A 26844-nucleotide genomic window follows, 5' to 3' on the forward strand; every position below is an offset into this window, starting at 1 on the left:
AGTTAATGTCTGGTGGCCATAGCGAGGTGGTCCCACGCCTTCCCATTCCGAACAGGACCGTGAAACGCCTTAGCGCCGATGATAGTGCAGATTGCCTGTGTGAAAGTAGGACACCGCCAGACTCCCCCACGGAAGCCCGACTCTATGAGTCGGGCTTTGTGCTTTGTGCAGGACGAAGCAAGGCAATCTCCCCGCCAAAACGATGCCGACCGGCATCTGTCCCGCCAATTCCACTTCCAGCTAGATCCAGCATCCGCCTTGCGGCCAACTTTGGCGGCCATCTAACAACATCGTGATCGAATGGACTTGAAGCTTGGCACTCTGCAACCATATCAAGAGTGTTATCAACTCTGAATAATGATTGCTGTCTATGAGCGCACAGAAAGAAACCCTGGGTTTTCAGACCGAAGTCAAACAGCTGCTTAAGCTGATGATCCACTCCTTGTACTCCAACAAGGAGATCTTTTTGCGTGAGCTGGTATCCAATGCCAGCGACGCGGCTGACAAGCTGCGCTTCGAGGGACTGAACAACGCTGCCTTGTTCGAGAATGACCCTGAACTGAAAATTCGTATCCTGCTTGATCAGGAAGCGAAGACCATCACCATTGTCGATAACGGCATTGGCATGACTCGTGATGAGGTAATTGCGAACATCGGTACCATCGCCAAGTCCGGTACCAAGGCGTTTTTTGAACAGCTGTCTGGCGATGCCAAAAAAGATGCCAATCTGATTGGTCAGTTTGGTGTGGGCTTCTACTCTGCTTTCATCGTGGCAGACAAGGTCACCCTGACAACGCGTCGTGCCGGCGCTGTGGCTAGTGAAGGTGTACGCTGGGAGTCGGCCGGCGAGGGCGACTTCACACTGGAGCAGGTTGAAAAGGACGAGCGTGGTACCGAGATCGTGCTGCACCTGAAAGAGGGCAACGAGGACTTCCTCAACGACTGGTCGCTCAAGCGTATCGTACGAACGTACTCCGACCACATCTCGATTCCGATCGAGATGAAAAAGGGCAACAGCTACGGTGAAAACGGTGAGGTCATCGTCAGTGACGATTTTGAAACCGTAAATGAGGCTTCTGCCTTGTGGACGCGCAGCAAGAACGAGATTACCGAAGAGCAGTACAAGGAGTTCTACAAACACGTTGCACATGATTTTACCGAGCCGTTGGGCTGGAGCCATGCGCGGGTTGAAGGCCGTCAGGAATATACCGAGTTGCTGTACATTCCGTCGCGCGCCCCGTTTGATATGTGGGACCGTGATCGCAAGCAGGGTGTAAAGCTGTATGTGCGCCGAGTCTTCATCATGGAAGACAGCAACAAGCTGATGCCGCAGTATCTGCGCTTCGTGCGAGGTGTGATCGACAGCAATGATCTGCCGCTGAACGTATCGCGTGAAATCCTGCAAGAGTCCAAGGATATTGACGCTATCCGTGCTGGTTGCGTGAAGAAGGTGCTGGGTCTGCTGGAAGATCTTGCGGCCAACCAGCAAGAAAAGTACGCCGACTTCTGGAAAGAATTCGGTCAGGTGCTGAAAGAAGGCGTGGGTGAAGACTTTGCTAACAAGGAGCGTATCGCCAAGTTGCTACGTTTCGTGTCGACCACCAGCGAAAGCGATGTGCCGACCATCTCGCTGGCCGACTACGTTGGCCGCATGAAAGAAGGTCAGGACAAGATCTATTACATTACCGCCGATACGCTGTCTGCTGCACGTAACAGCCCGCATCTGGAAGTGTTCAAGAAGAAGGGTGTGGAAGTACTGTTGCTGACCGATCGCGTGGATGAGTGGGTAACCGGCTCGTTGACCGAGTTTGATGGCAAGAAGCTGCAATCTGTCGCCAAAGGTTCGCTTGATCTGGGCGCGTTGGAAGACGAGGCTGACAAGGAAGCGCAGAAACAGGTAGAGGAAGCTTCCAAGCCGGTTGTCGAGCTGGTGCAGAAGGCTTTGGGTGAGCGTGTCAAGGAGGTTCGTGCGACTGCTCGTCTGACTGACAGCCCCGCCTGCCTGGTCGTGGGTGAGCATGATATGAGCGCTCATCTGGAGCGTATGCTGAAGGCTGCGGGCCAGCCAGTGCCTGAAGCGGCAAAACCGACCTTGGAGATCAATCCGGAGCATGTACTGGTCAAAAAGCTGGCGGCAGAATCCGATGAAGCCCGTCGCGAAGATCTGGCCAATGTGCTGTATGACCAGGCCCTGCTGGCCGAAGGTGGCAAGCTTGAGGACCCTGCTACATTTGTGAAACGTATCAACAAACTGATGCTTGAGTTGTCAAACTAAGTAGCATTTATCTTCAATAAAAAACCCGGCGGCTGCCGGGTTTTTTATTGGGGCGGGTAAGTCAGCGTTCCTGATGTTTAATGGCATTCCGAAAGCGACAGTGGGCACGGGATACGGTCGATGGGCTGATGTCCAGTTGCTGGGAGGCTGCCAGGCACGACATGCCATCAATTTCAATCAGGCAAACCGCTTCGCGCGAACGTTTTTTCAGGCCAATCTGGTCGATAACGCGTTTCATTTTTTCAAGACGCATGATGAATCCCTCTCGGCTAGATTTGGATACTGCCAGATTCAAGCATAGTGCTGGATGCCGGATTTACCAAGCAGTTGCAGCCTCGTTCTCGAGAGGTCATATCTGCTGTGTGGTGACTGTAACGTCAGGCTAATGTGGTGGCTGGGTTTCTTGAATGCTGGGTCTTTGTTCGAGGCGGTAGAACCACTGTGCAAGATTCGGATATGACTCACGCCAGTTGAATTGCGGCAGACGAAAGTCCAGGTAGGCCAGCGCGCAGACAGTACAAATGTCCGCAATCGAATAGCTGTCGCCACAACACCACTGACGCGACCCCAGCCAGTCAGACAGGGTTGCTGTTCCGCGCATGACTTTATCTTGCTGGCGTGCTATCCACTGCGGGCTTTGTTGTTGTGCCGGGCGGCGCTGTTCGATGACCATGTTGGCCGCAGCATCGCAAATCCCGTCTGCGAGTGCCTCCCAGCGCCTCGCTTCGAGCAGAAGATGGCGGTCTTGCGGAAAGAGACGTGACACCGGTGAGATACTGTCCAGATATTCGGCTATCACGCGAGAGTCGAACAGATTATTGCCGTCATCCATTACCAGAACCGGTACTTTGCCTAGCGGATTGGCTTGGGCGACCTTACTGTCAGGCTCCCAAGGGATGTCTAGTTCCAGCGGGCAGTCGAGCTTTTTTTCCAGCAGAACAATACGGACTTTGCGGGCGTAGGGGCTGGTCAAGGAGGCGATCAGTTTCATGATGGTGGCTGCGCAGAGTAATGTTGTGACCAGTATTGGCAATCGGCCGTGGGGCGTCAAACCGCGCATGAAAAAGGCCAGCATTTGCTGGCCTTGTTTATTCCGGGCGGGCTTAGTGCAGTAACACCCGGCCATTAATAGTCAGGGAAATGCTGCTGCTGCCACTTTGCCATTGTGGCGTGGCCACATCTGCTGCCTCGCCAACGGCCATGGCAGCCTTGGCGCGATACATGATGGGTGGCGACTCGGGGCGGGCATCACCGAGCGTCAGCTCCTGAAAATCGATCTGCTGGCGGGAAAGCGCTTTGGCCGTGGCTTGGGCCTGGGACTTCAGGTCGGCAATGGCCAGTGGAATCAGTGCGGTTTCAGCCGCCTTGCGGGTTTCGTCAGCGACGCCGAACTGGATGTTCTCAAGCAACAGGTATTTCTGCAGCTGGGCAATGGCATTTGCCATCGCGGTGAAGTCCCGGCTTTGCAGTTGAATACTGGCTCGGCCACTCCAGCTCTGGATCTTGCCATTCTTGTCGTATACCGGCCAGCTCTGGTATTGGCCTTGTTCCTGCTTGATAACCGGGAAGGCTTTGAGCTCGCTGCCAGCACGATTCAGCAGCTTGTTGAGCTTGTCTGCCAGTACGCTGGCCTGGGCATGCTGATCCTGTATGAACAGGCTGGCACTCACCTCATCATTTGGTAGTTCTTTTTGCACCGATGTGCGCAAGTGAACAATGGTGCCATCGGCAGCGTGGGAGATCAGGGGTTGCGCCAAGGTGGCGGCCAGCAGGCTGGCCGTGGCGAGGATGCTGAGTTTGCGGGTCATATCGGGCTCCATTCTGGCCAAGGTTGGCCGCATCAGCCGATTATGGCATGTGAATCTAGGCTGTCCCGGCCAGAATTGTTAGCTTTTATGCCAGGTACTCATAGGCGGCCAGCGGGAAGAACTCGACAAAGTCATCGTTGCTGATCAACAGGTCAAACAGCTGGCAGGCTTCATCGTAATGCCGCAGCCAACGGCTGCCGTATTCGGCACGCAGCTTGTTGATCTCTTCGGCAGCGAGGTCGCGGAACAGATTGACCGTTACCTTGCGACCATCATCGAGCTGCCCCTTGTGGCTGCGTATCCATTGCCAGATCTGGGTGCGGGCAATTTCGGCGGTGGCGGCTTCTTCCAGTTGGTTATGAATGGGGACGCAGCCATTACCGCCCAACCAGGCGCCCAGATACTGGATGCCGACATTGATGTTGTTGCGCAGGCCTTGCTCGGTAATCGGCCACTCTGGCTGAAAGTTCAGCAGGTCGTGTGCATTGATCAACACGTCATCGCGTTGCTTGTGCCACTGCCGGGTTTCTTCGCCAAGCAGATCACGGAAGGCTTCGAATGTCAGTGGTACAAGTGAAGGATGCGCGACCCAGCAGCCATCATAGCCATCCTGCACGTCGCGCTGTTTTTCGCCATAGATCATCGAAAGTGCTTTTTCATTGCGGCTAGGGTCATGCTTGATGGGCAGCAGTGCTGAAATGCCACCAATTGCGGGGGCACCACGGCGATGGCAGGTCTTGACCAGCAAAAGCGAGTAGGAACGCATGAAGGGGACGGTCATGCCGATATCGTCGCGATTGGCGAGGCAGAACTCGGTGTTGCGACGGAAGTGGCGAATGCAGCTGAAGATATAGTCCCAACGCCCGGCATTGAGGCCGGCGCTGTGCGCCCGCAGCTCATACAGGATTTCGTCCATCTCGAAGGCGGCCAGAATATCCTCGATCATCACCGTGGCCTTGATCCAGCCGGCAGGGAGAGCCAGCAGTTGCTGGGCACGCTCGAACAGGGCGTTCCACCAGCGCGCTTCGAGATGGGATTCCAGCTTGGGCAGGTAGTAATAGGGGTTGCGGCCAACCTTTTGCAGTTGCGCCGCGCTGTGGAAAAAGCTCAAGGCAAAATCGAACAGTCCGGCATTGACAGGCTTGTTGTCGATTTTCAGATGACGCTCGGTCAGATGCAGGCCGCGAATGCGCAGCATGGTAACTGGCCGGCCTTGCTGGCATTCATACTGCCGGCCATCAGGGGCTTGCCAGCTTAATGCGTCATGCCAGATATCCCGGACATTCTGGTGGCCTTGCAGGATATTGCGCCAGCCAGGGCTGAAGGCATCCTCAAGGTCAACCATCACCACGCTGGCACCCGAATTCATGGCATTGATCATCGCGCGGCGTTCGGCGGGTGCGGTAATTTCAACGCGCCGATCACGCAGCTCTTCGGGGAGCGGAGCGATCTGCCAGTCCGCTTCGCGGATATGGGCGGTCTCCGGCAAGAAATCAGGAAGGGCACCAGCATTAAATTGTGCTTGTCTTTGCTGGCGCAGATTGAACAGTTGCTGCCTGTCGTCTTCGAACTCGCGATGCAAGGTCGCAATGAAAGCCAGCGCTTCAGGGCAAAGCAGGTCGGCAAACTGCGGTGACGTTGACGGGTCGACGACGGTTTCTGGCAGGCTATTCATATCGGCGTGTCTCTTCTCTGTATTGGTATGCAATGCTGTTGATATGGTTAGGCATATGCAATTTCAATGATTTTATCACATGAAATTTATTGGAATACCGGCTATGGTGCTAAACATATTTCACTTTTAATTAGCTAATCCATGTTCAAGCAGCTCGAAACATTTGTGACCGTGGCAACGCTGGGCAGTCTTTCTGCCGCAGCAAGGCAGGAAGGTGTCGTGCCGGCCATGATAGGCCGGCGTCTCGATGCGCTGGAGGAGCGTCTGGGGGTGAAGTTGCTGGTGCGAACCACGCGCAGTATCACGCTGACACAAGAGGGCGAGGCATTTTTTGAAGATTGCCAACGCATTCTTGCCGAGTTGGCCGAGGCCGAGGCGATGGTGGCATCTGGCAGCAGTCGGGCTCGTGGTCATTTGCGTATATCTGCTCCGGCCGGCTTCGGCCGCCGGCACGTTGCCCCGCATGTGGCCAACTTTCAGCAGCAGCATCCGGATATTCGAGTCACGCTGGACTTGTCGGATCGGCTGACTGATCTGGCGCGGGAGAAGGTCGACTGTGCGATTCGTATTTCTGATCTGGCTGACTCATCCCTGGTCGCGATCCGGCTGGCGGAAAACCGGCGGGTGGTCGTGGCTTCGCCTGCCTATCTGTCGCGGCGCGGGATTCCCAAACAATTGGAAGATCTGGCCCAGCATGATTGTCTGTCTTTAGGGGAAAGCCAGAGCCGGGGCTGGACTTTCAAGGTAGATGGCGAGCTGGTCAATCTGCGCGTGCGCGGTAATCTGGAGTGTAATGATGGTGCTGTGCTTCATGACTGGGCGCTGGCCGGACTTGGTCTGGCCTGGCGCTCGCTGTGGGAGGTCAAGGATGATCTATCAGAGGGGAGGCTGGTGATGGTACTGGAGCGGTTTTCCTCGCCAGACTATCCGGTTTATGCGGTGGTACCGCAGCGTCGCTATATGCCGGTGCGGGTGAGGTTGTTTATTGACTATCTGAAGTCGGTCTATCGGCAGCCCGGGTATTGGGACTAGTAATTGCCCTATCAACAAATGAAAACCCCCGGCGGGTGCCGGGGGTAGACGCAGACGGCGGGGTCGAATCGCCGTTTGAAGTCAAGACTTAGTGGAACTGTTCTTCTTCGGTAGAGCCAGTCAGCGCTTTAACCGAGGAGGAGCCGCCCTGAATTACGGTGGTCACGTCATCGAAGTAACCGGTGCCCACTTCTTGCTGGTGAGATACGAAGGTGTAACCCTTCTCGCGAGCTGCGAATTCTGGCTCTTGTACCATTTCCACGTAGTGCTTCATGCCTTCGCCGCGAGCGTAAGCATGGGCAAACTGGAAGGTGTTGTACCAGTTGACGTGGATACCAGCCAGGGTGATGAACTGGTACTTGTAGCCCAGTGCAGACAGTTCGTCCTGGAAGGAGGCGATCTGGCTGTCGTTCAGGTTCTTTTTCCAGTTGAAGGATGGCGAGCAGTTGTAGCTCAGCAGCTTGCCCGGGCAGGCTGCGTGAACTGCCTGAGCAAATTCACGAGCGAAGCCGATATCCGGCACGCCGGTTTCGCACCATACCAGGTCGGCATATGGCGCGTAGGCCACACCGCGGGAGATGGACTGCTCCAGACCGTTCTTCACGCGGAAGAAACCTTCCTGGGTGCGTTCGCCAGTCAGGAACGGCTTGTCGTTGTTGTCGTAGTCGGAAGTGATCAGGTTGGCCGCTTCTGCATCGGTACGAGCCAGGATCAGGGTCGGAACACCCATTACGTCAGCAGCGAAACGTGCGGAGATCAGCTTTTCGATGGCTTCACGGGTTGGTACCAGTACCTTGCCGCCCATGTGGCCACACTTCTTGGCGGCAGCCAGCTGGTCTTCGAAGTGCACGCCGGCAGCACCAGCGGCAATCATGTTCTTCATCAGTTCGAAAGCGTTCAGTACGCCACCGAAACCGGCTTCCGCGTCAGCGACGATAGGCAGGAAGTAGTCGATGAAGCCTTCATCACCCGGGTTAACACCACGCGACCACTGGATCTCGTCAGCACGCTTGAAGGTGTTGTTGATACGGCGAACCATGGTCGGTACGGAATCGTAGGCATACAGCGACTGGTCCGGGTACATGGTTTCGGAAGTATTACCGTCAGCAGCAACCTGCCAGCCGGACAGGTACACCGCTTCCAGACCTGCTTTGGCTTGCTGCATGGCTTGACCGGCAGTGATGGCACCAAAGGCATTCACATAACCTTTTTTCGCGCCGCCGTTCACTTTGTCCCACAGCACCTTGGCGCCACGCTGTGCCAGAGTGTATTCCGGCTGCAGCGAGCCGCGCAGACGAACGACGTCAGCGGCGGAGTAGCCACGCTTGATGCCTTTCCAGCGCGGATTTTCGGCCCAGTCTTTTTCCAGAGCGGCGATTTGCTGTTCACGAGTCGTCATGGTGATGAGTCCTTAACTTGATAGTTATGTTTTTGCCGGCTAGGCCAGCGTCCCAGTTTCTCTATTTCGCAAGCCGGACAAGGCACAGGCAGGACTTTTATCAAGCTGCCCGTCATGCCTCGATGAGGCATTTATGCCGGTAAGGTTGCGTTGTTGTGAAATCATTAAATCATAAAAAAATGCAGTTGTGTGCACTGCAGCACAAAAAAATCCTTTGTTTTCAAAAGGTAACAAAGGTGCACAAAAACGAATCATAACGAAACATCAGATGTGATCATTTGTGAAAAGCCGCTGTGCGAATGTGTGAAACAAGCGGCTCTTGAAATGCCCGGCAATGTCCCTATCTTGGGTGGGTCTATCATTGTTCGGTGTATTGGAATCCAGTCATGCAGGAAAACCAGAATCCTCAAGTAGAAGAAGTGCTTGAAAACGTGAACGTGCAGGCAGAAGGTGCCGCTGCGACTGACGCAGACCGCATCGCGAAGCTGGAAGCCGAATTGGCGGAAGCGAAAGAGCAGTTTTTGCGCGCCAAGGCCGAAACCGAAAACCTGCGCCGTCGTGCCCAGGAGGATGTCGTGAATGCACAGAAATTCGCGATCCAGAAGTTCGCCTCCGAATTGATCAGCGTAAAAGACAGCCTGGAAATGGCGCTTTTGGATCAGAGCGGCCAGTTCGATACTTTGAAGTTTGGTGTAGACCTGACCCTGAAGCAGCTGGTGTCTGCATTCGAGAAGGGCCAGATCAGCGAAATTAATCCGCTGAACGAAAAACTGGATCCGCATCGTCATCAGGCCATCAGCGCCGAAGAGTCTGATGCCGAGGCCAACACCATCATCCGCGTCATGCAAAAAGGCTATCTGATTGCCGATCGCGTGCTGCGTCCGGCCATGGTTGTCGTGGCAAAGGCAAAGAGCTGAACAAGGCTCTTGAAAACAGAAAAATAGCCAATATCTGGCAGAGCAACAGCCCGCTGCAAGACAAGCAAACGTAGCGGGATAAACAGAATAATGTGAAAGGAATCAGTCAAATGGGCAAGATTATCGGTATTGATCTGGGTACAACCAACTCCTGCGTTTCCGTAGTCGAGAACGGCAACCCGATCGTGATCGAGAATGCTGAAGGCACTCGTACCACCCCGTCCATCATTGCTTACATGGAAGACGGCGAAATCCTGGTAGGTGCACCAGCCAAGCGTCAGGCAGTGACCAACCCGAGAAATACCCTGTATGCGGTAAAGCGCCTGATCGGCCATCGCTTTGAAGACAAGGAAGTACAGAAAGACATCGAACTGATGCCTTTCGAAATCATGCGTGCCAAGAACGGTGACGCATGGGTGAAAGTACGCGACCAGGAACTGGCACCGCCACAGATCTCCGCAGAAGTACTGCGCAAGATGAAAAAAGCTGCCGAAGACTATCTGGGTGAAGAAGTTACCGAAGCCGTGATTACCGTACCGGCCTACTTCAACGACAGCCAGCGTCAGGCAACCAAGGATGCCGGCCGTATCGCCGGTCTGGATGTAAAGCGCATTATCAACGAGCCGACCGCTGCAGCCCTGGCTTTTGGCCTCGCCAAGCAGGAAGGCGACCGCAAGATTGCCGTATATGACCTGGGCGGTGGTACGTTCGATATCTCCATCATCGAAATCGCCGACGTAGACGGCGAGCACCAGTTCGAAGTGCTGGCCACCAACGGTGACACCTTCCTCGGCGGTGAAGACTTCGACCAGCGCGTGATCGATTACATCGTGACCGAGTTCAAGAAAGAACAGGGCGTTGATCTGAAGCAGGACGTCATGGCACTGCAGCGTCTGAAAGAAGCTGCTGAAAAGGCGAAGATCGAGCTGTCTTCCGCGACCCAGACCGAAGTGAACCTGCCATACATCACCATGGATGCGACTGGTCCTAAGCACCTGGCGATGAAGATTACCCGTGCCAAGTTCGAAAGCCTGGTGGAAGATCTGGTTCAGCGCTCCATCGAGCCTTGCAAGGTGGCACTGAAAGACGCCGGCGTATCGCTGTCCGACATCACCGACGTGATTCTGGTTGGCGGTCAGACCCGTATGCCGAAAGTACAGGAAGCCGTGAAGGCCTTCTTCGGCAAAGAGCCACGTCGTGACGTGAACCCGGACGAAGCTGTTGCTGTTGGTGCCGCGATTCAGGGTTCGGTACTGTCCGGCGATCGCAAGGATGTACTGCTGCTGGACGTGACCCCGCTGTCGCTGGGTATCGAAACCATGGGCGGCATCATGACCAAACTGATCCAGAAGAACACCACCATCCCGACCAAGGCGTCGCAGGTGTTCTCGACTGCTGATGACAACCAGACTGCCGTGACCATTCACGTGCTGCAGGGCGAGCGCGAGAAGGCTGCTGCCAACAAGTCGCTGGGCCAGTTCAATCTGGGTGACATTCCGCCAGCACCACGTGGCGTGCCACAGATCGAAGTTGAATTCAACATCGACGCGAACGGTATTCTGCATGTGTCGGCGAAAGACAAGGCGACCGGCAAGCAGGCGAACATCACCATCCAGGCTTCCAGCGGTCTGTCCGAAGACGAAATCCAGCAAATGGTGCGTGATGCCGAGCTAAATGCGGAAGAAGACAAGAAGCTGGCCGAGCTGGTACAGGCTCGCAACCAGGGTGAAGGCCTGATTCACAGCGTGAAGAAGTCGCTGGGCGAATACGGCGACAAGATCTCTGCCGAAGAGAAAGCCACTATCGAAGCCGCACTGAAAGAAGCAGAAGAGGTAGTGAAGGGCGACGACAAGGCGGCTATCGATGCCAAGGTTGAAGAGCTGATGAAGGCATCGCACAAACTGGCCGAGCAGATGTATGCCGCCCAGGGTGGTGCTGAAGCCGGTGCCCAGCAGCCAGCATCCGACGACAAGAAGGATGATGGCAATGTAGTGGATGCCGAGTTCGAAGAAGTCAAAAAAGACAAGTAATCGGACTTGATTCGGCAAGGCACAGGCTCCGCATGGGGCGCTGTGCCTTTTTCGCGATGGTATTGCGTTGCGGCCAACGTTGGCCGCACGGGTGAGACAGCATGGCAAAGAAGGATTTTTACGAGGTACTTGGCGTCAACCGTGATGCGTCCGATGACGATATCAAGAAGGCGTATCGCAAGCTGGCGATGAAGTACCACCCGGATCGCAATCCGGACAGCAAGGAAGCCGAAGAGAAATTCAAGGAGGTGAAATCCGCCTATGAAATTCTGTCGGATAACCAGAAGCGTGCCGCTTACGACCAGTATGGCCATGCGGGTGTTGACCCACAGGCCGGCATGGGTGGTGGTGGTCAGGGCTTTGGCGGTTTCGACTTCGGCGATATCTTCAGCGATATCTTTGGCGGCCAACGTGGTGGTGGTGGCGGTCGTTCCAATGTCTATCGTGGCTCCGATCTGCGCTACAACCTGGAAATCTCGCTGGAAGAAGCTGCTCGCGGCTGTGAAAAGCAGATTCGCATTCCGTCACATGAAAACTGTGACGTCTGCCATGGTTCCGGCGCCAAGCCGGGCACGCAGCCGAAAACATGTACCACTTGCGGTGGGCATGGTCAGGTACGCATGAGCCAGGGCTTCTTCTCCATCCAGCAGACTTGCCCGACTTGCCATGGCAGTGGCAAGCAGATTACCGATCCGTGCCACAAGTGCCACGGTGCCGGTCAGGTCAAGACCCACAAGACGCTGAATGTGAAGATTCCGGCAGGTGTGGACGAGGGTGATCGCATCCGTCTGTCGGGAGAGGGGGAGCCTGGCCAGAATGGCGGCCCGCCAGGTGATCTGTTCGTCGTTGCTCACATCAAGAAGCACAGCGTGTTCGAGCGGGACGGCATGGATCTGCATTGCGAGATGCCGATCAGCTTCTCGACTGCCGCCCTGGGTGGCGAGGTCGAGATTCCGACGCTGGATGGCATGGTCAAGGTCAAGATCGCAGCCGAAACCCAGAGCGGCAAGGTCTATCGCGTGCGTGGCAAAGGGGTGAAGTCGGTGCGTGGCAGCGATTTTGGCGACCTGATGTGCCATGTGATTGTCGAGACACCGGTGAACCTGACCGATCGCCAGAAAGAGCTGTTGCGCGAGTTTGAAGCCATCAGCCAGGGAGATGTGGCGACACATAACCCGCGAGCAAAAACCTTTATGGATAAGCTCAAAGACTTTTTCGGTTAATAAACTGTAGTCGTTTTTTGCCTGAAAACACCGCCATCAGAATTTTGATGGCGGTGTTTTTATTTTGTTAGCAATTATGTGAATCGGGTTTGCTGAATGTATTACAGATAATGGTTAATGTATCCAAGGTGCTGTTCAGCGCATGCATGTTTCAGTAAGGTTTCGGCTTCGCGAAGCAGACAAACGATCTGCGCGAAGGTGACGGGGCTGATCGCCGCGTCACGGTTACAACACCGTTGCAGACGGGGTTTCCCCAAAGAATCAGAGGAGTAAGCATGCAAGCAGCCGTTGATTTTCTGAATAGCTGGATCTGGAGCAAAGGTCTGATCTTCCTTTGCCTGGGTGTCGGCCTGTATTTTTCCATTCGTAGCCGTTTTGCCCAAGTCCGTCACTTTGGCGAGATGATTCGCCTGATGTTTGACGGCAAGTCCAGCGATAGCGGCGTGTCGTCGTTCCAGGCGCTGGCGATGACGCTGGCTGGCCGTGTTGGTACCGGTAATATTGCTGGTGTCGCCACCGCGATCACTTTCGGAGGCCCGGGTGCCGTGTTCTGGATGTGGATGGTTGCCTTCCTCGGTGCCAGTTCCGCCTTCGTCGAGTCCACCCTCGGCCAGATCTACAAAGAAAAAATCAACGGTGAATACCGTGGCGGCCCGGCTTTCTACATCGAGAAGGGCCTCGGCATGAAGCCATTCGCGATTGTATTTGCCATCGCGACCATCTTTGCCTGCGGCGTGCTGCTGCCGGGTACCCAGTCCAACTCCATCGGTGCCGGCCTGCAGAATGCACTGGGCATTGATCCGAACGTGACTGCTGCCATTCTGGCGCTGATGCTGGGCTTCATCATCTTCGGTGGCGTGAAGCGTATCGCCTCCTTTGCCGAGATCGTGGTGCCGTTCATGGCGCTGGGCTACATCCTGGTGGCCTGCGTGATCGTGGCGCTGCATATCGACCAGCTGCCTGACGTCCTGGGCCTGATCTTCAAGAGCGCATTCGGTTTTGACGCTGGTTTCGGTGCCATTCTTGGTATGGCGATCCAGTGGGGCGTTAAGCGTGGCGTGTATTCCAACGAAGCAGGTCAGGGTACCGGCCCGCACGCCTCGTCCGCCGCTGCGGTATCTCATCCTGCCAAGCAGGGGCTGGTGCAGGCCTTCTCGGTCTATATCGATACCTTGTTCGTGTGCTCTGCCACCGCCTTCATGCTGCTGATTACCGGCCAGTACAATGTACAGGGCCCGGATGGTCAGGTTCTGCATACCGGTATCGCCGGTGTGGCTGCCGGTCCTGGCTACGTGCAGACCGCGATGGAAAACATCATGCCTGGTTTCGGTTCCATCTTCGTGGCCGTGGCACTGTTCTTCTTCGCCTTCACTACCATCATTGCTTACTATTACATCGCTGAAACCAACATCGCCTACCTGAGCCGCAAGGTGAACCGTCCATGGCTGACGCTGGTACTGAAGATCGCGATCATGGCGACCGTGGTTTACGGCACCGTGAAGACTGCTGATCTGGCCTGGGGTCTGGGTGACATCGGCGTCGGCATGATGGCTTGGATGAACATCGCTGCCATCCTGATGCTGCAAAAGCCGGCTTTTATCGCGCTGCGCGATTACGAAGCACAAAAGGCGCAAGGTCTGGATCCGGTTTTCCATCCGGAAAAACTGGGCATCAAGAACGCCGATTACTGGCGTGGTCATCAGTCCGAGGACAATCTGGAAGCCGAGCGCAAGCATGGCGGCCAACCTGTCTACGACAAGGTTTGATATCCTTGTAATTCGGGATTGAACTGAACGCCGGGTTTCCCGGCGTTTTTTTATTTGGATATCAAGTATGGATCTGCTGCACAGTACCTGGCTTTGGGTGATCATCATCGCGGCGCCTATCGCCACCATCATCGGCACGCTTGCGCGCATGTCGCAAAAGCAGCCGCCACTAAATCTGCCGCCCGGTGTGGCTCCCGGTACCTATGCCCCGGCCAAACCCAAGGTTGACAAAGACAAGGCAGCCGAAGGCGAACAGGGCAAGGTCTGAGTTTGTGACAGAACAAGTTTTTCCGGATTGTGACTGGTACACCGGCAGCCGGCTTGTTATCGTAGTGCCCCTTCCTACCACCCACTGAAAGCGCGCCATGTTCACCAATCGCTACTTCCCGGCCACCCGTCTGCGTCGCATGCGCAAGGACGAATTCTCCCGCCGCCTGATGCGCGAGAATGTGCTGACTGCCAATGACCTGATTTATCCGGTATTTGTGCTGGAAGGGGAAGGGCGTGAACAAGCGGTAAGCTCGATGCCGGGTGTGGTGCGCCAGAGTCTGGACAAATTGCTGTTTACGGCCGAAGAGGCGGTGAAGCTGGGTATTCCGATGCTGTCGATTTTCCCTGTCATCGAAAACGGCAAGGATAACTCGGGCGAAGAAGCCTACAACCCGGATGGTCTGGTGCCCACCGTGGTGCGCGAGCTCAAAGCGCGCTTCCCGGAGCTGGGCATCATGACTGATCTTGCGCTGGATCCGTACACCGTTCACGGCCAGGATGGCATCCTGGATGACAGTGGCTATGTGCTGAACGACGAGACTACCGAAGTGCTGGTGCAGCAAGGTCTGTGTCATGCCGAGGCCGGTGCTGATGTGCTTGGCCCTTCCGACATGATGGATGGCCGTATCGGCGCCATTCGCAGCGCGCTCGAAGAAGAAGGCTACATTCACACCAAGATTCTGGCTTACAGCGCCAAGTATGCCTCGGCCTTCTACGGCCCGTTCCGCGACGCGGTAGGCTCTGCGGCCAACCTTGGCAAGGCCGACAAGTACACCTACCAGATGGACCCTGCTAACTTGGACGAAGCGCTGTACGAAGTGGCGATGGATCTGGAAGAGGGCGCGGACATGGTGATGATCAAACCGGGTATGCCGTATCTGGATGTGATTCGTCGCGTCAAAGACCATTTCAAGGTGCCGACCTACGCTTATCAGGTATCCGGTGAATACGCGATGCTGAAAGCTGCCGCGCAGAATGGCTGGCTGGATCACGACAAGTGCATGATGGAAAGCCTGCTGGCCTTCAAGCGTGCCGGCGCTGATGGCATCCTGACTTACTTTGCGCTGGATGCGGCACGTTTGTTGCAGCAAAAGTAAGTACGGGCTGGCGCCTGTTTGCCAAAACATCAAACCGGTTTCGCCTCTTGGCGGGCCGGTTTTTTATTTGGGGCAGCAGGCAACGCATGCTGAATAACATGTCATGCCGGCTTAAGGCAATTGCCATCTGCCAGCCATGCTGCTGTGATCTTCAACCCTGATCATGCCGCTTTTACCCACCGGAAGCACAAGCATGGATCGCCGTCATTTTCTCAAGTCTGCCCTTGCCGGCAGCAGCCTGTTATTACCTGCCGGCAGTGGCATCGCTGCCCCGGCCCTGATCACCAACGACAAGCTGCGTCCGCAATTATCGTCGGGCATCCAGTTTGGCGACGTTGGCCGCGACCGTGCCATCGTCTGGGCGCGCAGTGACCGCGCTGCCCGCATGTGGGTTGAATGGGATACCAGCGAGCGCTTTGCCAATCCGCGCAAGGTTCGCGGCCCATGGGCAACCGAGAGCAGCGACTTTACCAGTCGTATCGATTTGCAAGGCTTACCCGCTGGCCAGCAGCTGTTTGTCAGAGTGCAATATGAGGATGCGGCCAACGGCCGGGTCTGGTCCGAGGCGTTGCAAGGCAAGTTTCGTACGGTAGCCGACAAGGCGCGTGATGTGCGCTTTGTCTGGTCTGGTGATACCGCAGGCCAAGGCTATGGCATCAATGCCGAATGGGGTGGCATGCGCATCTACGAAACCATGCGTCGCCAACAGCCGGACTTTTTCGTGCATTGTGGCGACACGATTTATGCCGACGGGCCGATTCAGTCTGAGCTGAAAGTCGAAGGCGGCAAGATCTGGCGCAATCTGGTGACGCCAGAAGTCAGCAAGGTAGCCGAGACACTGAATGAGTATCGCGGACGCTACCGCTATAACCTGCTAGACGAAAATGTACGCCGCATGGCTAGCGAAGTGCCGCAAATCTGGCAGTGGGATGATCATGAAGTGACCAATAACTGGTCTGACGGCAAGGACCTGACAGGTGATAGCCGTTATATCGAGAAAAACATCGGGGTGCTGCAAGCCCGGGCTACGCGTGCCTTCATGGAGTACGCGCCGATGCGGCATTTTGGCGGTGTCGAGGAAGAGCGTGTCTATCGCCACCTGCCACAAGGTCCGTTGCTGGATGTCTTTGTTGTCGATATGCGCAGTTATCGCGACCGGAACAGTGCCAATCTGCAGACGGCAGGTGAGGACGGCAGTCAGTTTATGGGTCGTACCCAATTGAACTGGCTGCTGGATGGCCTGCAAAAATCCAGGTCTACCTGGAAGGCCATCATGGCTGACATGCCACTAGGGCTGCAGGTCGGCGACGGCAAGAATGCAGATGGCAGTGCACGTTGGGAGGCAATGGCTAATGGCGACGCAGGCGCACCCAAGGGACGCGAGTTGGAGCTAGCGTGGTTATTGGCCGAAATCAAGCGTCGTGATATCCACAATGTAGTCTGGTTTACTGCCGATGTGCATTACACCGCAGCACATGAATACCACCCTGAACGTGCGGCATTCCAGGATTTTAACCCGTTCTGGGAGTTTGTTTCCGGCCCGCTTAATGCCGGCAGTTTTGGGCCGAACCAGCTGGATATGACTTTCGGGCCAAAGGTGGTCTATCACAAGGCACCAGAGCAGCAGAATACTTCGCCTTTTGCTGGTCTGCAGTTCTTCGGTCAGGTGGATATTGATGCGCGCAGCAAGGTGATGACGGTGAGTCTGAAAGATCTGGATAACCAGTTGCTGTTCAGCAAAGCGCTCTCACCGGTATAAGCCTGTGTCGCAGGTTGCTTCATTGAAAGATGGGTGAGGTAGCTTGGCTGGCTGGTATTGGCGAAAAAGCAAAAAAAAGACGGCGGCCAACTTGGGGGCGATTGGCCGCCTTAGGGGAAATTATTAGTGAAATCAGTCTCTGAGCAGGCTCAGTGCCAGTTGCGGATTGAGATTGGACTGAGCCTGAACCGCGAGGCTGCTGTTCGACAAGATTTGCTGCTGGGCCAGTTGGCTGCTCAGTGCAGCAAAGTCGGCGTCCTGAATGCGACTGCGGGAAGCCTCATTGTTGATACTGCTGTTAGTAAGGTTTTCGACAGCAGTGCCAAAGCGATTGCTGGCGGCACCGAGATCGGCGCGGTATTGCGACAACTGCTGCAGATCAGATTGAACTTGCGACAAGGCATTAGGGGTGGTGATATCTATCGTGCCGGCAGCCTGCAGGTTGGCGTTATAGCCATTCAGCCCGCCAGCGCCTGACCCAGCACTCAGATTCGGATTCTGTACATTGATTTGCGACTGGCTGCTTCCATCCGGCCCCGACTGGAAAGTCAGCGAACCGCCAGTCAGCAAAGACTGGCCATTGAATGAGGTGTTCTGCACGATTTGCGAGTTGGCTTGGGTCAGCTGGTCAACTTCTTTCTGGATCGCAGCCTTGTCATTGGCATTAAGTGCACCGTTGCCAGCCTGAATCGCCAGCTCGGCAATGCGCTGGCTGTTATCCGTAATTCTGCCTAAGGCGTCGTCTGCCGTCTGTACGACGGAAACTCCGTCAAAGGTATTCCTTACTGCTTGGTTATAGCCGTTTATCTGACTTTGCAAGCCTTCGGCTACGGCCAGCGCTGCAGCATTATCAGCGGCATTATTAACGGCCTTGCCTGACGAAAGCTTGGCAAGAGTTTGACGTTTGCTGTTCTCTACTTCACTCAGATTGCGCTGGTTTTGCAGGGCATTGAGGTTGGTATTCAGATTGATGGCCATGACGGTTGGACAAGTTGAGGAATCTGGTTTTCAGTGTAGATCAGCGGAAGCAATCCACAAGGGTGATTTGTAGCTGCCATATGGATGGCATGATCTAAGATGTATCAAGTTTGCGCTGCAGCAAATATGTATTCTGAATAAAAAATCATGATGGATGATTTTCTGACTCAGATCATATCTCAGTATTTTGCTTTTTAATAACATTATCAATATGAAACATATTGCTGAAAATAAGTTGGCAAAAAGCACGCTTGTGGCGGTGATCATGTTTCTGTTTTTTGATCTCACGGCCTTGGGGCTGAATGTCTGGCTCAGCTGGCATATCGAGCAACAGGCCGTTGCGATCAACCTGGCTGGCAGACAGCGCATGTTGTCGCAAAGAATGGTCAAGAATCTGCTGCAGCTGGAAAAGGCTGCAACAGAGCAGAAGCCGCTTGCCGGCATCAAATCAGAGCTGACCCAGACCTATCTGTTGTTTGACAGCACACTCAACGCATTTCGTATCGGTGGTCAGACGCAAGATACCAATGGCGCCATCATCTACCTGCCACCCGCGCGCGAACTGGCATTGAGACAGGTGCTGAATGCCAGTTGGGAATTGTGGCAGCCCTACCGTACGCAGATCGAACAGGTCTTGCGCTCGCGCACCGCAGATATCCAGACCACGTTGCCCGATGCCATCGATATTGCAGAAACACGCAACCCAGTCTTGCTGGAGCAAATGAACCAGCTGACCTACCAGCTGGAAGTAAAAACCCAGAAAGAAGCAGCGCGAATCCGTTATTTCCAGGGTCTTGCCTTTGGTTTGGCCTTGCTGAACTTTTTCGGGGCCTTTTACTTCTCGAGGCGGCGCATCAACGAAGTCGAGCAGCAGACCGGCCTGCTGGACCAGATCATCAATCGGGTCGGTGCCTCCATCTTGGTGCTATGTCCGGATGGCAAGGTGCTGAAAGCCAATGACACGGCAGAGCGGATGTTTGCAGCAGGTGCTGCCGGGCTGAACGGTAAAACGCTGCCGGATTTGTTGTCACGTGATGGCCCCAACGACTGGCAAGGGCGGCGGCTGGATGGCAGCATTTTTGCCGCCGAAGTCGAGTCGAAGCCGATGAAGAGTCATGGGCAGGCGCTGACTATCCTGACCGTGCTCGACATCACACGAGAACGGCAACATCAGCAATATCTGAGTTCGCTCGCCTATCATGATCCGCTTACCGGGCTGCCAAATCGCATGTTGTTTGACGATCACCTGAAGCTTGAAATCGCCCACGCCACCCGGCGCAACAAACGCCTTGCCGTGATGTTTGTCGATCTTGATCGCTTCAAGCCGGTCAATGATCAGCATGGCCACCATGTCGGTGACGAGTTGTTGCAGCATGTTGCGCGACGACTCAAACATGCCGTGACCGAGGGCGATACGGTGGCTCGCCGTGGTGGCGACGAATTTACCCTGCTGATTTGCGACCTGGACACGCCTGAGCAGTCGCTGAAAATTGCGGACCGCATCCAGATCATGCTGTCACAACCCTACCACCTTGCCGGGCTACAGCTAGATATTGGTGCCAGCATCGGTATCAGCCTGTATCCGGACCATGCGGCAAACAGTGATGATCTGCTTGATCGGGCAGACCAGGCGATGTACCAGGCCAAGCATCAGGGCAGGGCATGTTGTCACTTGTTCAGCGAACTGGCCTGAGAGAAAGGAACTTCCAACGGACTTGCGGCCAACCTTGTATCAAGGTTGGCCGCAAGTATTTTTGGCTATGGTTCGTGTGGCTAAGGCCCCATCAAGCCAGTTCTTTCAGCAGCTCCTTCACCCGCACGATGCGCATGGCGATGTCGGGTAGCGGGCTTTCGACGCGCAGCTTGTCTTGCCCTGCCAGCTTGTAGTTCTTGCGGCTCTGGATCAGCTGGATGATTTTCATCGGCTCGATCGGCGGGTTGGGCACGAAGGTCAGCTGGATGGCGACTTCGCTGGCGTCAAGCTTGTGAATGCCCAGTGCCTTGGCGGCCAACCTCAGGCGATGGCTCTCGATCAGCGTTTTCACGCTTTGCGGTGGCAGGCCGAAGCGGTCGATCAGTTCTTCGTGGATGTCGTCGATATCGCTGTCGCTGTCGCAGGTGGCCAGCCGTTTGTAGATCACCAGTCGCTCGTGCACGCCAGGGCAGTAATCTTCGGGCAGTAGCGCCGGCGCATGCAGCTTGATCTCGGTGGTGACGCCCAGCGGCGCGTCAAGATCCGGCTCGCGCCCCTTTTTGAGGTCGCGCACGGCTTGCTTGAGCATTTCGGTAAACAGCGAAAAGCCGACTTCCTGCATTTCACCGGACTGGCCTTCGCCGAGAATCTCGCCGGCACCGCGGATTTCCAGATCGTGCATTGCCAGATAAAAGCCGGCACCCAGTTCTTCGGACGCCTGAATCGCTTCCAGCCGTTTTTGCGCGTCGCGGGTCATGCCGTCGCCGGTCAGCAGATAGGCGTAGGCCTGATGATGGCTGCGGCCAACCCGGCCGCGCAGCTGGTGCAGCTGGGCGAGGCCGAATTTGTCGGCGCGGTTGATCAGGATGGTGTTGGCGTTGGGGATGTCGATGCCGGTCTCGATAATGGTGGAGCACAGCAGCACGTTGTAGCGCACCTGCAAAAAGTCGCGCATCACCTGTTCGAGTTCGCGTTCGCGCAGCTGGCCGTGGGCGATGCCGATGCGCGCCTCCGGCACCAGCTCGGCCAGTTTTTCGCGCATATTCTCGATGGTGTCGACCTCGTTATGCAGGAAGAACACCTGGCCGCCGCGCTTGAATTCGCGCAGCATCGCCTCGCGGATGATGCCGTTATTGCTGGGGCTGACGAAGGTTTTGACCGCCAGCCGGCGCGATGGCGCGGTGGTGATGGCGGAAAACTCGCGCAGGCCCTCGAGCGCCATCGACAGCGTGCGCGGAATCGGCGTGGCGGTGAGGGTCAGCACGTCGACATTGGCGCGCAGGCGCTTGAGCTGTTCTTTCTGGCGCACGCCAAAACGGTGTTCCTCGTCGATGATGACGAGGCCGAGATTCTTGAACACGACATCGGGCTGCACCAGTTTGTGGGTGCCGATCACGATGTCGATGCTGCCGGCGGCCAAGCCTTCCATCGCCTGTTTGACTTCCTTGGCGCTCTTAAAGCGCGACAGCTCGGCAACTTTCACCGGCCAGTCGGCAAATCGGTCGGAGAAGTTCTGGTAATGCTGTTCGGCCAAGAGGGTGGTCGGCACCAGCACGGCTACCTGTTTGCCGCCCATCACCGCGACAAAGGCGGCGCGCAGCGCGACTTCGGTCTTGCCAAAGCCGACGTCGCCGCAGACGAGGCGGTCCATCGGCCGGCCGCTGGTCATGTCCTGGATCACCGCCTCGATGGCGGTGGCCTGATCCGGCGTTTCTTCAAAGCCGAAGCCGGCGGCGAAAGCGTCGTAATCGTGGTGGCTGAGGGTGAAGGCATGGCCTTCGCGCGCGGCGCGCTGGGCGTAGAGGTTCAGCAGCTCGGCGGCGGTGTCGCGTGCTTTTTCGGCGGCTTTTTTCTTGGCCTTTTCCCAGGCCGGGCTGCCAAGGCGATGCAGCTGCACATTGTCGCTGGCGTGGCCGGCATAGCGGCTGATCAGCTGCAGCTGCGATACCGGCACGTACAGCGTGGCGCCTTCGGCGTACTCCAGCTGCATCATTTCGGATTCGCCATCGCCAAGGTCGATGGACACCAGGCCCATATAGCGGCCGATGCCGTGCGATTCGTGTACTACCGGATCGCCTACTTTGACCTCGGCCAGATCACGCAGCATGGCGTCGGAGTTGGCCGCATGCTTGCGGCGGCGGGTGTGGCTGCGGGCGACATGCTGGTACAGCTCGGCCTCGCTGACTACCGCCAGCTGTTGTTCGCTGTCGATAAAGCCGTTGTAAAGCGGCGCCTGCACCAGCGCGATGGCAGCCTTGCCGCTGGCAAACTCGGCCCAGCTGTCGATCGGGCTGGCGTGAATGCCGTTTTCTTTCAGGAACTGCCACAGCGTCTCGCGCCGGCCCAGACTCTCGGCGGCAATCAGCAGGCGGCCGCTGTGGCGGCGGCTGAAGTCATCGAGTTTCTGCAGCGGATTGTCGCTGCGGCGATCGACGCCAAGATCCGGCAGCGCCTGCCAGTTGCTGTCGCCTTCGCCGCACAGCTCGATACGGCTGTAAGGCTTGAGCGCGCTCATCAGCTCGTCAGGACGCAAGAACAGCTCGGCCGGTGGTAGTACCGGCCGCTCTGGGTTGCCGCCTGCCATCTGGTGGCGGCTTTGCGCATCGCGCCAGAAGCTCTCGGCCTCGGCCAGTACATCGCCGTGCAGGATCAGCTTGGCCGCGGTGCCGAGGTAGTCGAACAGGGTGGCGCTGTCGTCAAAGAACAGCGGCAGGTAGTACTCGATGCCGGCGGGCCACAGGCCGTTGGAGACATCCTTGTAGATGCGGCTCTTGCTCGGATCGCCTTCCATTTTTTCGCGGTAATGCTGGCGGAAGGCGGTGATGCCGGCCTCGTCGGTCGGGTATTCGCGTGCCGGCAGCAGGCGGATTTCCGGCACCGGGTACAGCGTGCGCTGGCTGTCGGGGTCGAAGGTCTTGAGGGTGTCGATCTCGTCGTCGAACAGGTCGATGCGATAGGGCAGGGCACTGCCCATCGGGAACAGGTCGATCAGGCTGCCGCGAATCGAGAACTCACCAGGTGCCAGCACTTGCGACACGTTCTGGTAGCCGCCGGTCACGAGGTCGGCACGCAGCTGGTCGGCATCCAGTTTCTGTTTTTGCTTGAGCCAGAAGGTGCGGCCAACAATGTAGCCGACCGGGGCGAGGCGCGACAGTACGGTGCTGACCGGCGCGATCACCACATCACACTCGCCCTTGCGAATCTGCCACAGCGTGGCGAGGCGTTCGGACACCAGGTCGCCATGCGGCGAGAAGTGGTCGTAGGGCAGGGTTTCCCAGTCCGGCAGCAGGGCGATACGCCAGTCCGGACGGAAGAAAGGCAGCTCCGCCTTCAGGCGCTGGGCGTCCTGAGCGTTGGCAGTCAGCAAGAGCAAAGGTTGGCCGCAAGCAGGCAAGCGGGAAATCAGGGCACTGTCGGCGCTGCCGCTCGGGCGGGGGTGACGGATTTTCTGCCCGGCGACGGGCCAGTTCGGCAAGTGGTTCGTCATATCGCTTCACAATGACAGGGAGGCAGGTATTATAGGGCCACACTGATGTCATGACTGTGCAAAATAGTCTGAAAAAAGCATAAACAATCAGTTGATTACCCGTATCGATATATTCAAAAAAAGCCTGCCGGAACAAAGCCTTGTTGCCGAGCGGCGGATATGAGGGTGAGAAGAGAGGTGGAAACGACATTGCGTGATCATCTGCTGGCCTGGCTGTTTTTTCTGCCGGGCTTGTTGTTATGGCCGTCTGGTTCGCTGCTGGACAGTACACCTGCGGTATTTCTGGTACATGGCGCGATCTTGTGGCGCTGCCAGCAAGGGGGCTTGAAAGCCTGCTGGCCGATGTTGCTGACTGCCGCGGCGTGGGCGGCCTTCATCTGGCCGTGGCCGTTGGCCGTACCCTGGCTGGCTGGCCTGATCTTGTTGCCCTTGCTGGCCCGAAAAATCCTGCCTGACCGTCGCCATCGCCTGTATGCGCATATGGGCATAGAACGGCTGATGTGGCGCATCGGCTTGCTCAGCGTGCCGCTTACCGCGCTGGCGGCGCTGACCCAGCCTTCGCAGTTCTGGTCGCTGGCCTTGCTGCTGGCGCCTTCGTGCTGGATGGTGCTGCTGCTGTTCGCCGTTCAGCCTTATTCGCCCGAGCCGGGGCGCTTGATCCGCTTGCGTGGCTGGCAGATGCTGGCGGCGCTGACCGTGCTGGCACCGCAGCTGTGGTGGCTGTGGCCTGCCGCCGGAGTGCTGCCTGAAGTCATGCTGCTGTTGCCGGTACTGCTGTTTGCCGCGCCACGCCTCGGGGTGGCGGTGCTGTCGGTTGCGCTGCTTGGCGTGATCAGTCTGTTGTCCCTGTCGGCCCATGCCGGCTATGGTGCCTGGCAGGTGTTGCAGCAGCATGTCGCCGTCTGGCTGCTGGCACTTGCCGTTGGCTTGCTGAGCGGTGCCGCCGTGCTGGGTGATCTGCATCGCCGGCGCGAGCGCCTGCTGGGCGATGTGCGCGCCCAGTTCGAATCCCTGCTCAACCAGAGCAGCAGCCTGATGACGCTTAAGGATACCGATGGCCGCTATCTGCTGGTCAATCTCAATTTCGCCCGCCTGTTTGGCCGTCCGGCCAGTTTCTTCAAGGGCAAGACCAGCCATGAGGTGTTTGCCAGCGAAGAGGCCAGACGGATACGTGAGCATGATCTGCAGGTGATGCAGAGCCTGGAGTCACGCGAATTCGAAGAAGAATTCTGCATCGGCGAGCGTCACTACCGCATGCTGTCCAGCGTGTTTCCGCTGTTTGACAGCGACGGCCTGCCCTCGGGTGTGGGCAGTATTTCGGTAGACATCAGCCTGCGTGCCGAAGAAGAACGCAGCCGCATCGAGGCCATCGAAAAATACCAGGCGGTGGTCGAGCAGTCGCTGGTCGGTATCTACATCATGCAAGACGAGCTGATGGCTTATGTGAACCCAAAGCTGGCCGAGCTGGTGGGCTATCCGGAGAGCGAGCTGATCGGCAAGCCCTTTGATTTTGCGCTGGCACCGGGCGAGTCGGACAAGATCCAGGCACAAATCCGCCGCCGCATGCGCGAGAACGTGCAGGTGATGCATTACAGCACCCGCTTGCTGCATCAGCTGGGCGAGGTGGTCGATGTCGAGATTCACAGCCGGCTGATGGACTATCGCGGCCGGCGCGCCATCATTGGTGTGGTGATGGACATTACCGACCGTGTGGCGGCCAACAGCGAGCTGAGGTTGGCCGCAACGGTATTCGAGAATGCCACCGAAGGCATTCTGGTGACCGACCATGATGGCCATATCGTGATGGTCAACAGCGCCTTTACCCGCATTACCGGCTTTGCGCCGGACGAGGCGATCGGCCGCGTGTCGCGCATGCTCAAGAGCGGCAATCGCCAGCGCAACAAAGCGTTGATCGACTCGCTGCAGGCGGTCGGCCACTGGAAGGGCGAGATGAACGATCGCCGCAAGACCGGCGAGCCCTACACCGCCGAGCTGTCGATCAGCGCGGTGCGCGATGCGCACGGCCGGCTCAGCCATTATGTTGGCGTGTTTTCCGACATTACCGGCCGCAAGCAGGCCGAAGATCGCCTGCAGTTTCTGGCCAGTCACGACCCGCTGACCCGCCTGCCCAACCGCAGCGCGCTGATCGAGGAAATCGACACTGCCATCCTGACGGCTGACGAGACCGTGCCCAAGCTGGCGCTGATGTTTATCGACCTTGACCGCTTCAAGCTGATCAACGACTCCTTCGGCCATCAGGCCGGCGACGAGGTGCTGCACGAAATTGCCGCGCGGCTGCTGCAGAGTGCCGATCGTTATGGCCTGGTGGCGCGTCTGGGCGGCGACGAATTCACCCTGATCGTGCATGACTTTGACGGTCATGAAGACCTTGGACGCATGGCGGAAGAAGTGTTGGCCGCACTGGCGCGGCCGATGCGGGTGGCCGATCACGAGGTGTTTGTCAGCGGCAGTATCGGCATCAGCGTCTACCCGAATGATGGTGTCGATGCGGCCACTTTGTTGAAGAATGCCGACGCTGCCATGTATCGCGCCAAGGAAGCCGGCAAGAACACCTACCAGTTCTTTGATGCCGAAATGAACAGCCAGACTTTCGAGCGCTTGCTGATGGAAAGCGGCCTGCGCCAGGCGCTGGAGCGCGGCGAGTTCGAGCTGCATTACCAGCCGCAGGTCTGCAGCCGCAGCCACACGGTGACCGGAGTCGAGGCGCTGTTGCGCTGGCGTCATCCGCATCTGGGGCTGGTGTCGCCGGCGCGTTTCATCCCGCTGGCGGAGGAAACCGGCTTGATCAAGCCGATTGGCCAGTGGGTGTTGCGCACGGCGTGCGAGCAGATGGTGCAGTGGGATCAGCGCGGTATTCACCTGCCGCAGATGGCGGTGAATCTGTCGGCGCGCCAGTTCGAGCAGCAAAGCCTGTTGTCGGATGTCAGCGGCGTGCTGGCCAGCACCGGCCTCGCTGCCGAGCGGCTGGAGTTGGAAATCACCGAAAGCATGCTGATGCAGAATCCGCAGGAGGCCATCGAGCTGCTGCGCGAACTCAAGGCCATGGGGCTGAAACTGTCGATTGACGACTTCGGTACCGGCTATTCCTCGTTGTCCAACCTCAAACGCTTCCCGCTGGACAAGCTCAAGATCGACCGCTCCTTTGTCGAAGGCTTGCCGGCGGATCAGGACAGCGCCGCCATTACCGAGGCGATTATCGCCATGGCGCACAAGCTGCATTACATCGTGGTGGCAGAAGGTGTCGAGACCGCCGCACAAGGCGAGTTTCTCAGCCAGAGCGGCTGCGAGGCGCTGCAGGGTTATTACTTCAGCAAACCGTTGCCTGCGGCCAACCTTGAAAGCTGGCTTGCCGCAAGACAGCAGGGCGGCGATGGCGTGAAACCGCTACAATATGCGTTTACCGAAGCATGCTGA

Annotated in this window: 18 protein-coding genes and 1 rRNA gene; 12 read left to right on the forward strand and 7 right to left on the reverse strand. The window is 57.0% G+C overall.

What is annotated here, in order from left to right:
- Positions 1–8: 8 nt before the first annotated feature.
- Positions 9–122, forward strand: a 5S ribosomal RNA gene (rrf, locus tag ACZ9W6_RS04045).
- A gap of 248 nt (positions 123–370) precedes the next feature.
- Positions 371–2275, forward strand: coding sequence for a molecular chaperone HtpG (htpG, locus tag ACZ9W6_RS04050; RefSeq protein ID WP_465189806.1), 1905 nt, complete (start codon positions 371–373; stop codon positions 2273–2275).
- 61 nt (positions 2276–2336) lie between these two features.
- On the opposite strand, the gene ACZ9W6_RS04055 is transcribed toward htpG, so the two are convergent.
- The 4 genes from ACZ9W6_RS04055 to aceB all read right to left on the reverse strand — a co-directional run bounded on the left by ACZ9W6_RS04055 (position 2337) and on the right by aceB (position 5758).
- The gene (locus ACZ9W6_RS04055; RefSeq protein ID WP_465189807.1) at positions 2337–2528 is read right to left on the reverse strand and encodes a helix-turn-helix domain-containing protein; all 192 of its coding nucleotides are present in this window, start codon (positions 2526–2528) and stop codon (positions 2337–2339) included.
- A gap of 129 nt (positions 2529–2657) precedes the next feature.
- On the reverse strand, positions 2658–3266 hold the full coding sequence (locus ACZ9W6_RS04060; RefSeq protein ID WP_465189808.1) for a glutathione S-transferase: 609 nt from the start codon (positions 3264–3266) through the stop codon (positions 2658–2660).
- 112 nt (positions 3267–3378) lie between these two features.
- Positions 3379–4083 carry an SIMPL domain-containing protein gene (locus tag ACZ9W6_RS04065; RefSeq protein WP_465189809.1) on the reverse strand — a complete coding sequence of 235 codons (705 nt, stop codon included), beginning with the start codon at positions 4081–4083 and terminating at the stop codon, positions 3379–3381.
- An 85-nt stretch (positions 4084–4168) separates the two neighbouring features.
- Complete coding sequence (gene aceB, locus ACZ9W6_RS04070; RefSeq protein ID WP_465189810.1) at positions 4169–5758, reverse strand: malate synthase A; 1590 nt, start codon at positions 5756–5758, stop codon at positions 4169–4171.
- 141 nt (positions 5759–5899) lie between these two features.
- Here aceB and ACZ9W6_RS04075 point away from each other — a divergent pair, with 141 nt between their 5' ends.
- A complete protein-coding gene (locus ACZ9W6_RS04075) occupies positions 5900–6790 on the forward strand; it encodes a LysR family transcriptional regulator (RefSeq protein WP_465189811.1) in 891 nt (296 codons plus the stop codon).
- An 88-nt stretch (positions 6791–6878) separates the two neighbouring features.
- On the opposite strand, the gene aceA is transcribed toward ACZ9W6_RS04075, so the two are convergent.
- A complete protein-coding gene (gene aceA, locus ACZ9W6_RS04080) occupies positions 6879–8189 on the reverse strand; it encodes an isocitrate lyase (RefSeq protein ID WP_465189812.1) in 1311 nt (436 codons plus the stop codon).
- Between the two features lie 386 nt (positions 8190–8575).
- Here aceA and grpE point away from each other — a divergent pair, with 386 nt between their 5' ends.
- The 7 genes from grpE to ACZ9W6_RS04115 all read left to right on the forward strand — a co-directional run bounded on the left by grpE (position 8576) and on the right by ACZ9W6_RS04115 (position 17251).
- Positions 8576–9106, forward strand: a complete 531-nt coding sequence (grpE, locus tag ACZ9W6_RS04085; RefSeq protein WP_465189813.1) for a nucleotide exchange factor GrpE — start codon at positions 8576–8578, stop codon at positions 9104–9106.
- 110 nt (positions 9107–9216) lie between these two features.
- Positions 9217–11136 carry a molecular chaperone DnaK gene (gene dnaK, locus ACZ9W6_RS04090; protein WP_465189814.1) on the forward strand — a complete coding sequence of 640 codons (1920 nt, stop codon included), beginning with the start codon at positions 9217–9219 and terminating at the stop codon, positions 11134–11136.
- A gap of 101 nt (positions 11137–11237) precedes the next feature.
- The gene (dnaJ, locus tag ACZ9W6_RS04095) at positions 11238–12359 is read left to right on the forward strand and encodes a molecular chaperone DnaJ (protein WP_465189815.1); all 1122 of its coding nucleotides are present in this window, start codon (positions 11238–11240) and stop codon (positions 12357–12359) included.
- 275 nt (positions 12360–12634) lie between these two features.
- Positions 12635–14125, forward strand: a complete 1491-nt coding sequence (locus ACZ9W6_RS04100) for an alanine/glycine:cation symporter family protein (protein ID WP_465189816.1) — start codon at positions 12635–12637, stop codon at positions 14123–14125.
- A 67-nt stretch (positions 14126–14192) separates the two neighbouring features.
- Positions 14193–14393, forward strand: a complete 201-nt coding sequence (locus tag ACZ9W6_RS04105) for a hypothetical protein (protein WP_465189817.1) — start codon at positions 14193–14195, stop codon at positions 14391–14393.
- A 97-nt stretch (positions 14394–14490) separates the two neighbouring features.
- Entirely contained in the window at positions 14491–15492 is a 1002-nt protein-coding gene (gene hemB, locus ACZ9W6_RS04110) for a porphobilinogen synthase (RefSeq protein WP_465189818.1), read from the forward strand.
- Positions 15493–15685: 193 nt separating this feature from the next.
- On the forward strand, positions 15686–17251 hold the full coding sequence (locus tag ACZ9W6_RS04115) for an alkaline phosphatase D family protein (protein WP_465189819.1): 1566 nt from the start codon (positions 15686–15688) through the stop codon (positions 17249–17251).
- A gap of 132 nt (positions 17252–17383) precedes the next feature.
- On the opposite strand, the gene ACZ9W6_RS04120 is transcribed toward ACZ9W6_RS04115, so the two are convergent.
- A complete protein-coding gene (locus ACZ9W6_RS04120) occupies positions 17384–18229 on the reverse strand; it encodes a flagellin N-terminal helical domain-containing protein (protein ID WP_465189820.1) in 846 nt (281 codons plus the stop codon).
- 265 nt (positions 18230–18494) lie between these two features.
- Here ACZ9W6_RS04120 and ACZ9W6_RS04125 point away from each other — a divergent pair, with 265 nt between their 5' ends.
- Complete coding sequence (locus ACZ9W6_RS04125; protein WP_465189821.1) at positions 18495–19922, forward strand: diguanylate cyclase domain-containing protein; 1428 nt, start codon at positions 18495–18497, stop codon at positions 19920–19922.
- Between the two features lie 91 nt (positions 19923–20013).
- Here ACZ9W6_RS04125 and mfd read toward each other — a convergent pair whose 3' ends face one another.
- The gene (gene mfd / locus ACZ9W6_RS04130; RefSeq protein WP_465189822.1) at positions 20014–23409 is read right to left on the reverse strand and encodes a transcription-repair coupling factor; all 3396 of its coding nucleotides are present in this window, start codon (positions 23407–23409) and stop codon (positions 20014–20016) included.
- Between the two features lie 177 nt (positions 23410–23586).
- On the opposite strand from mfd, the gene ACZ9W6_RS04135 reads away from it, so the two are divergent.
- Positions 23587–26844: a sensor domain-containing protein gene (locus tag ACZ9W6_RS04135; protein ID WP_465189823.1), complete on the forward strand. Its 3258-nt coding sequence runs from the start codon at positions 23587–23589 to the stop codon at positions 26842–26844.

This window comes from Vogesella lacus (genome assembly GCF_979366295.1).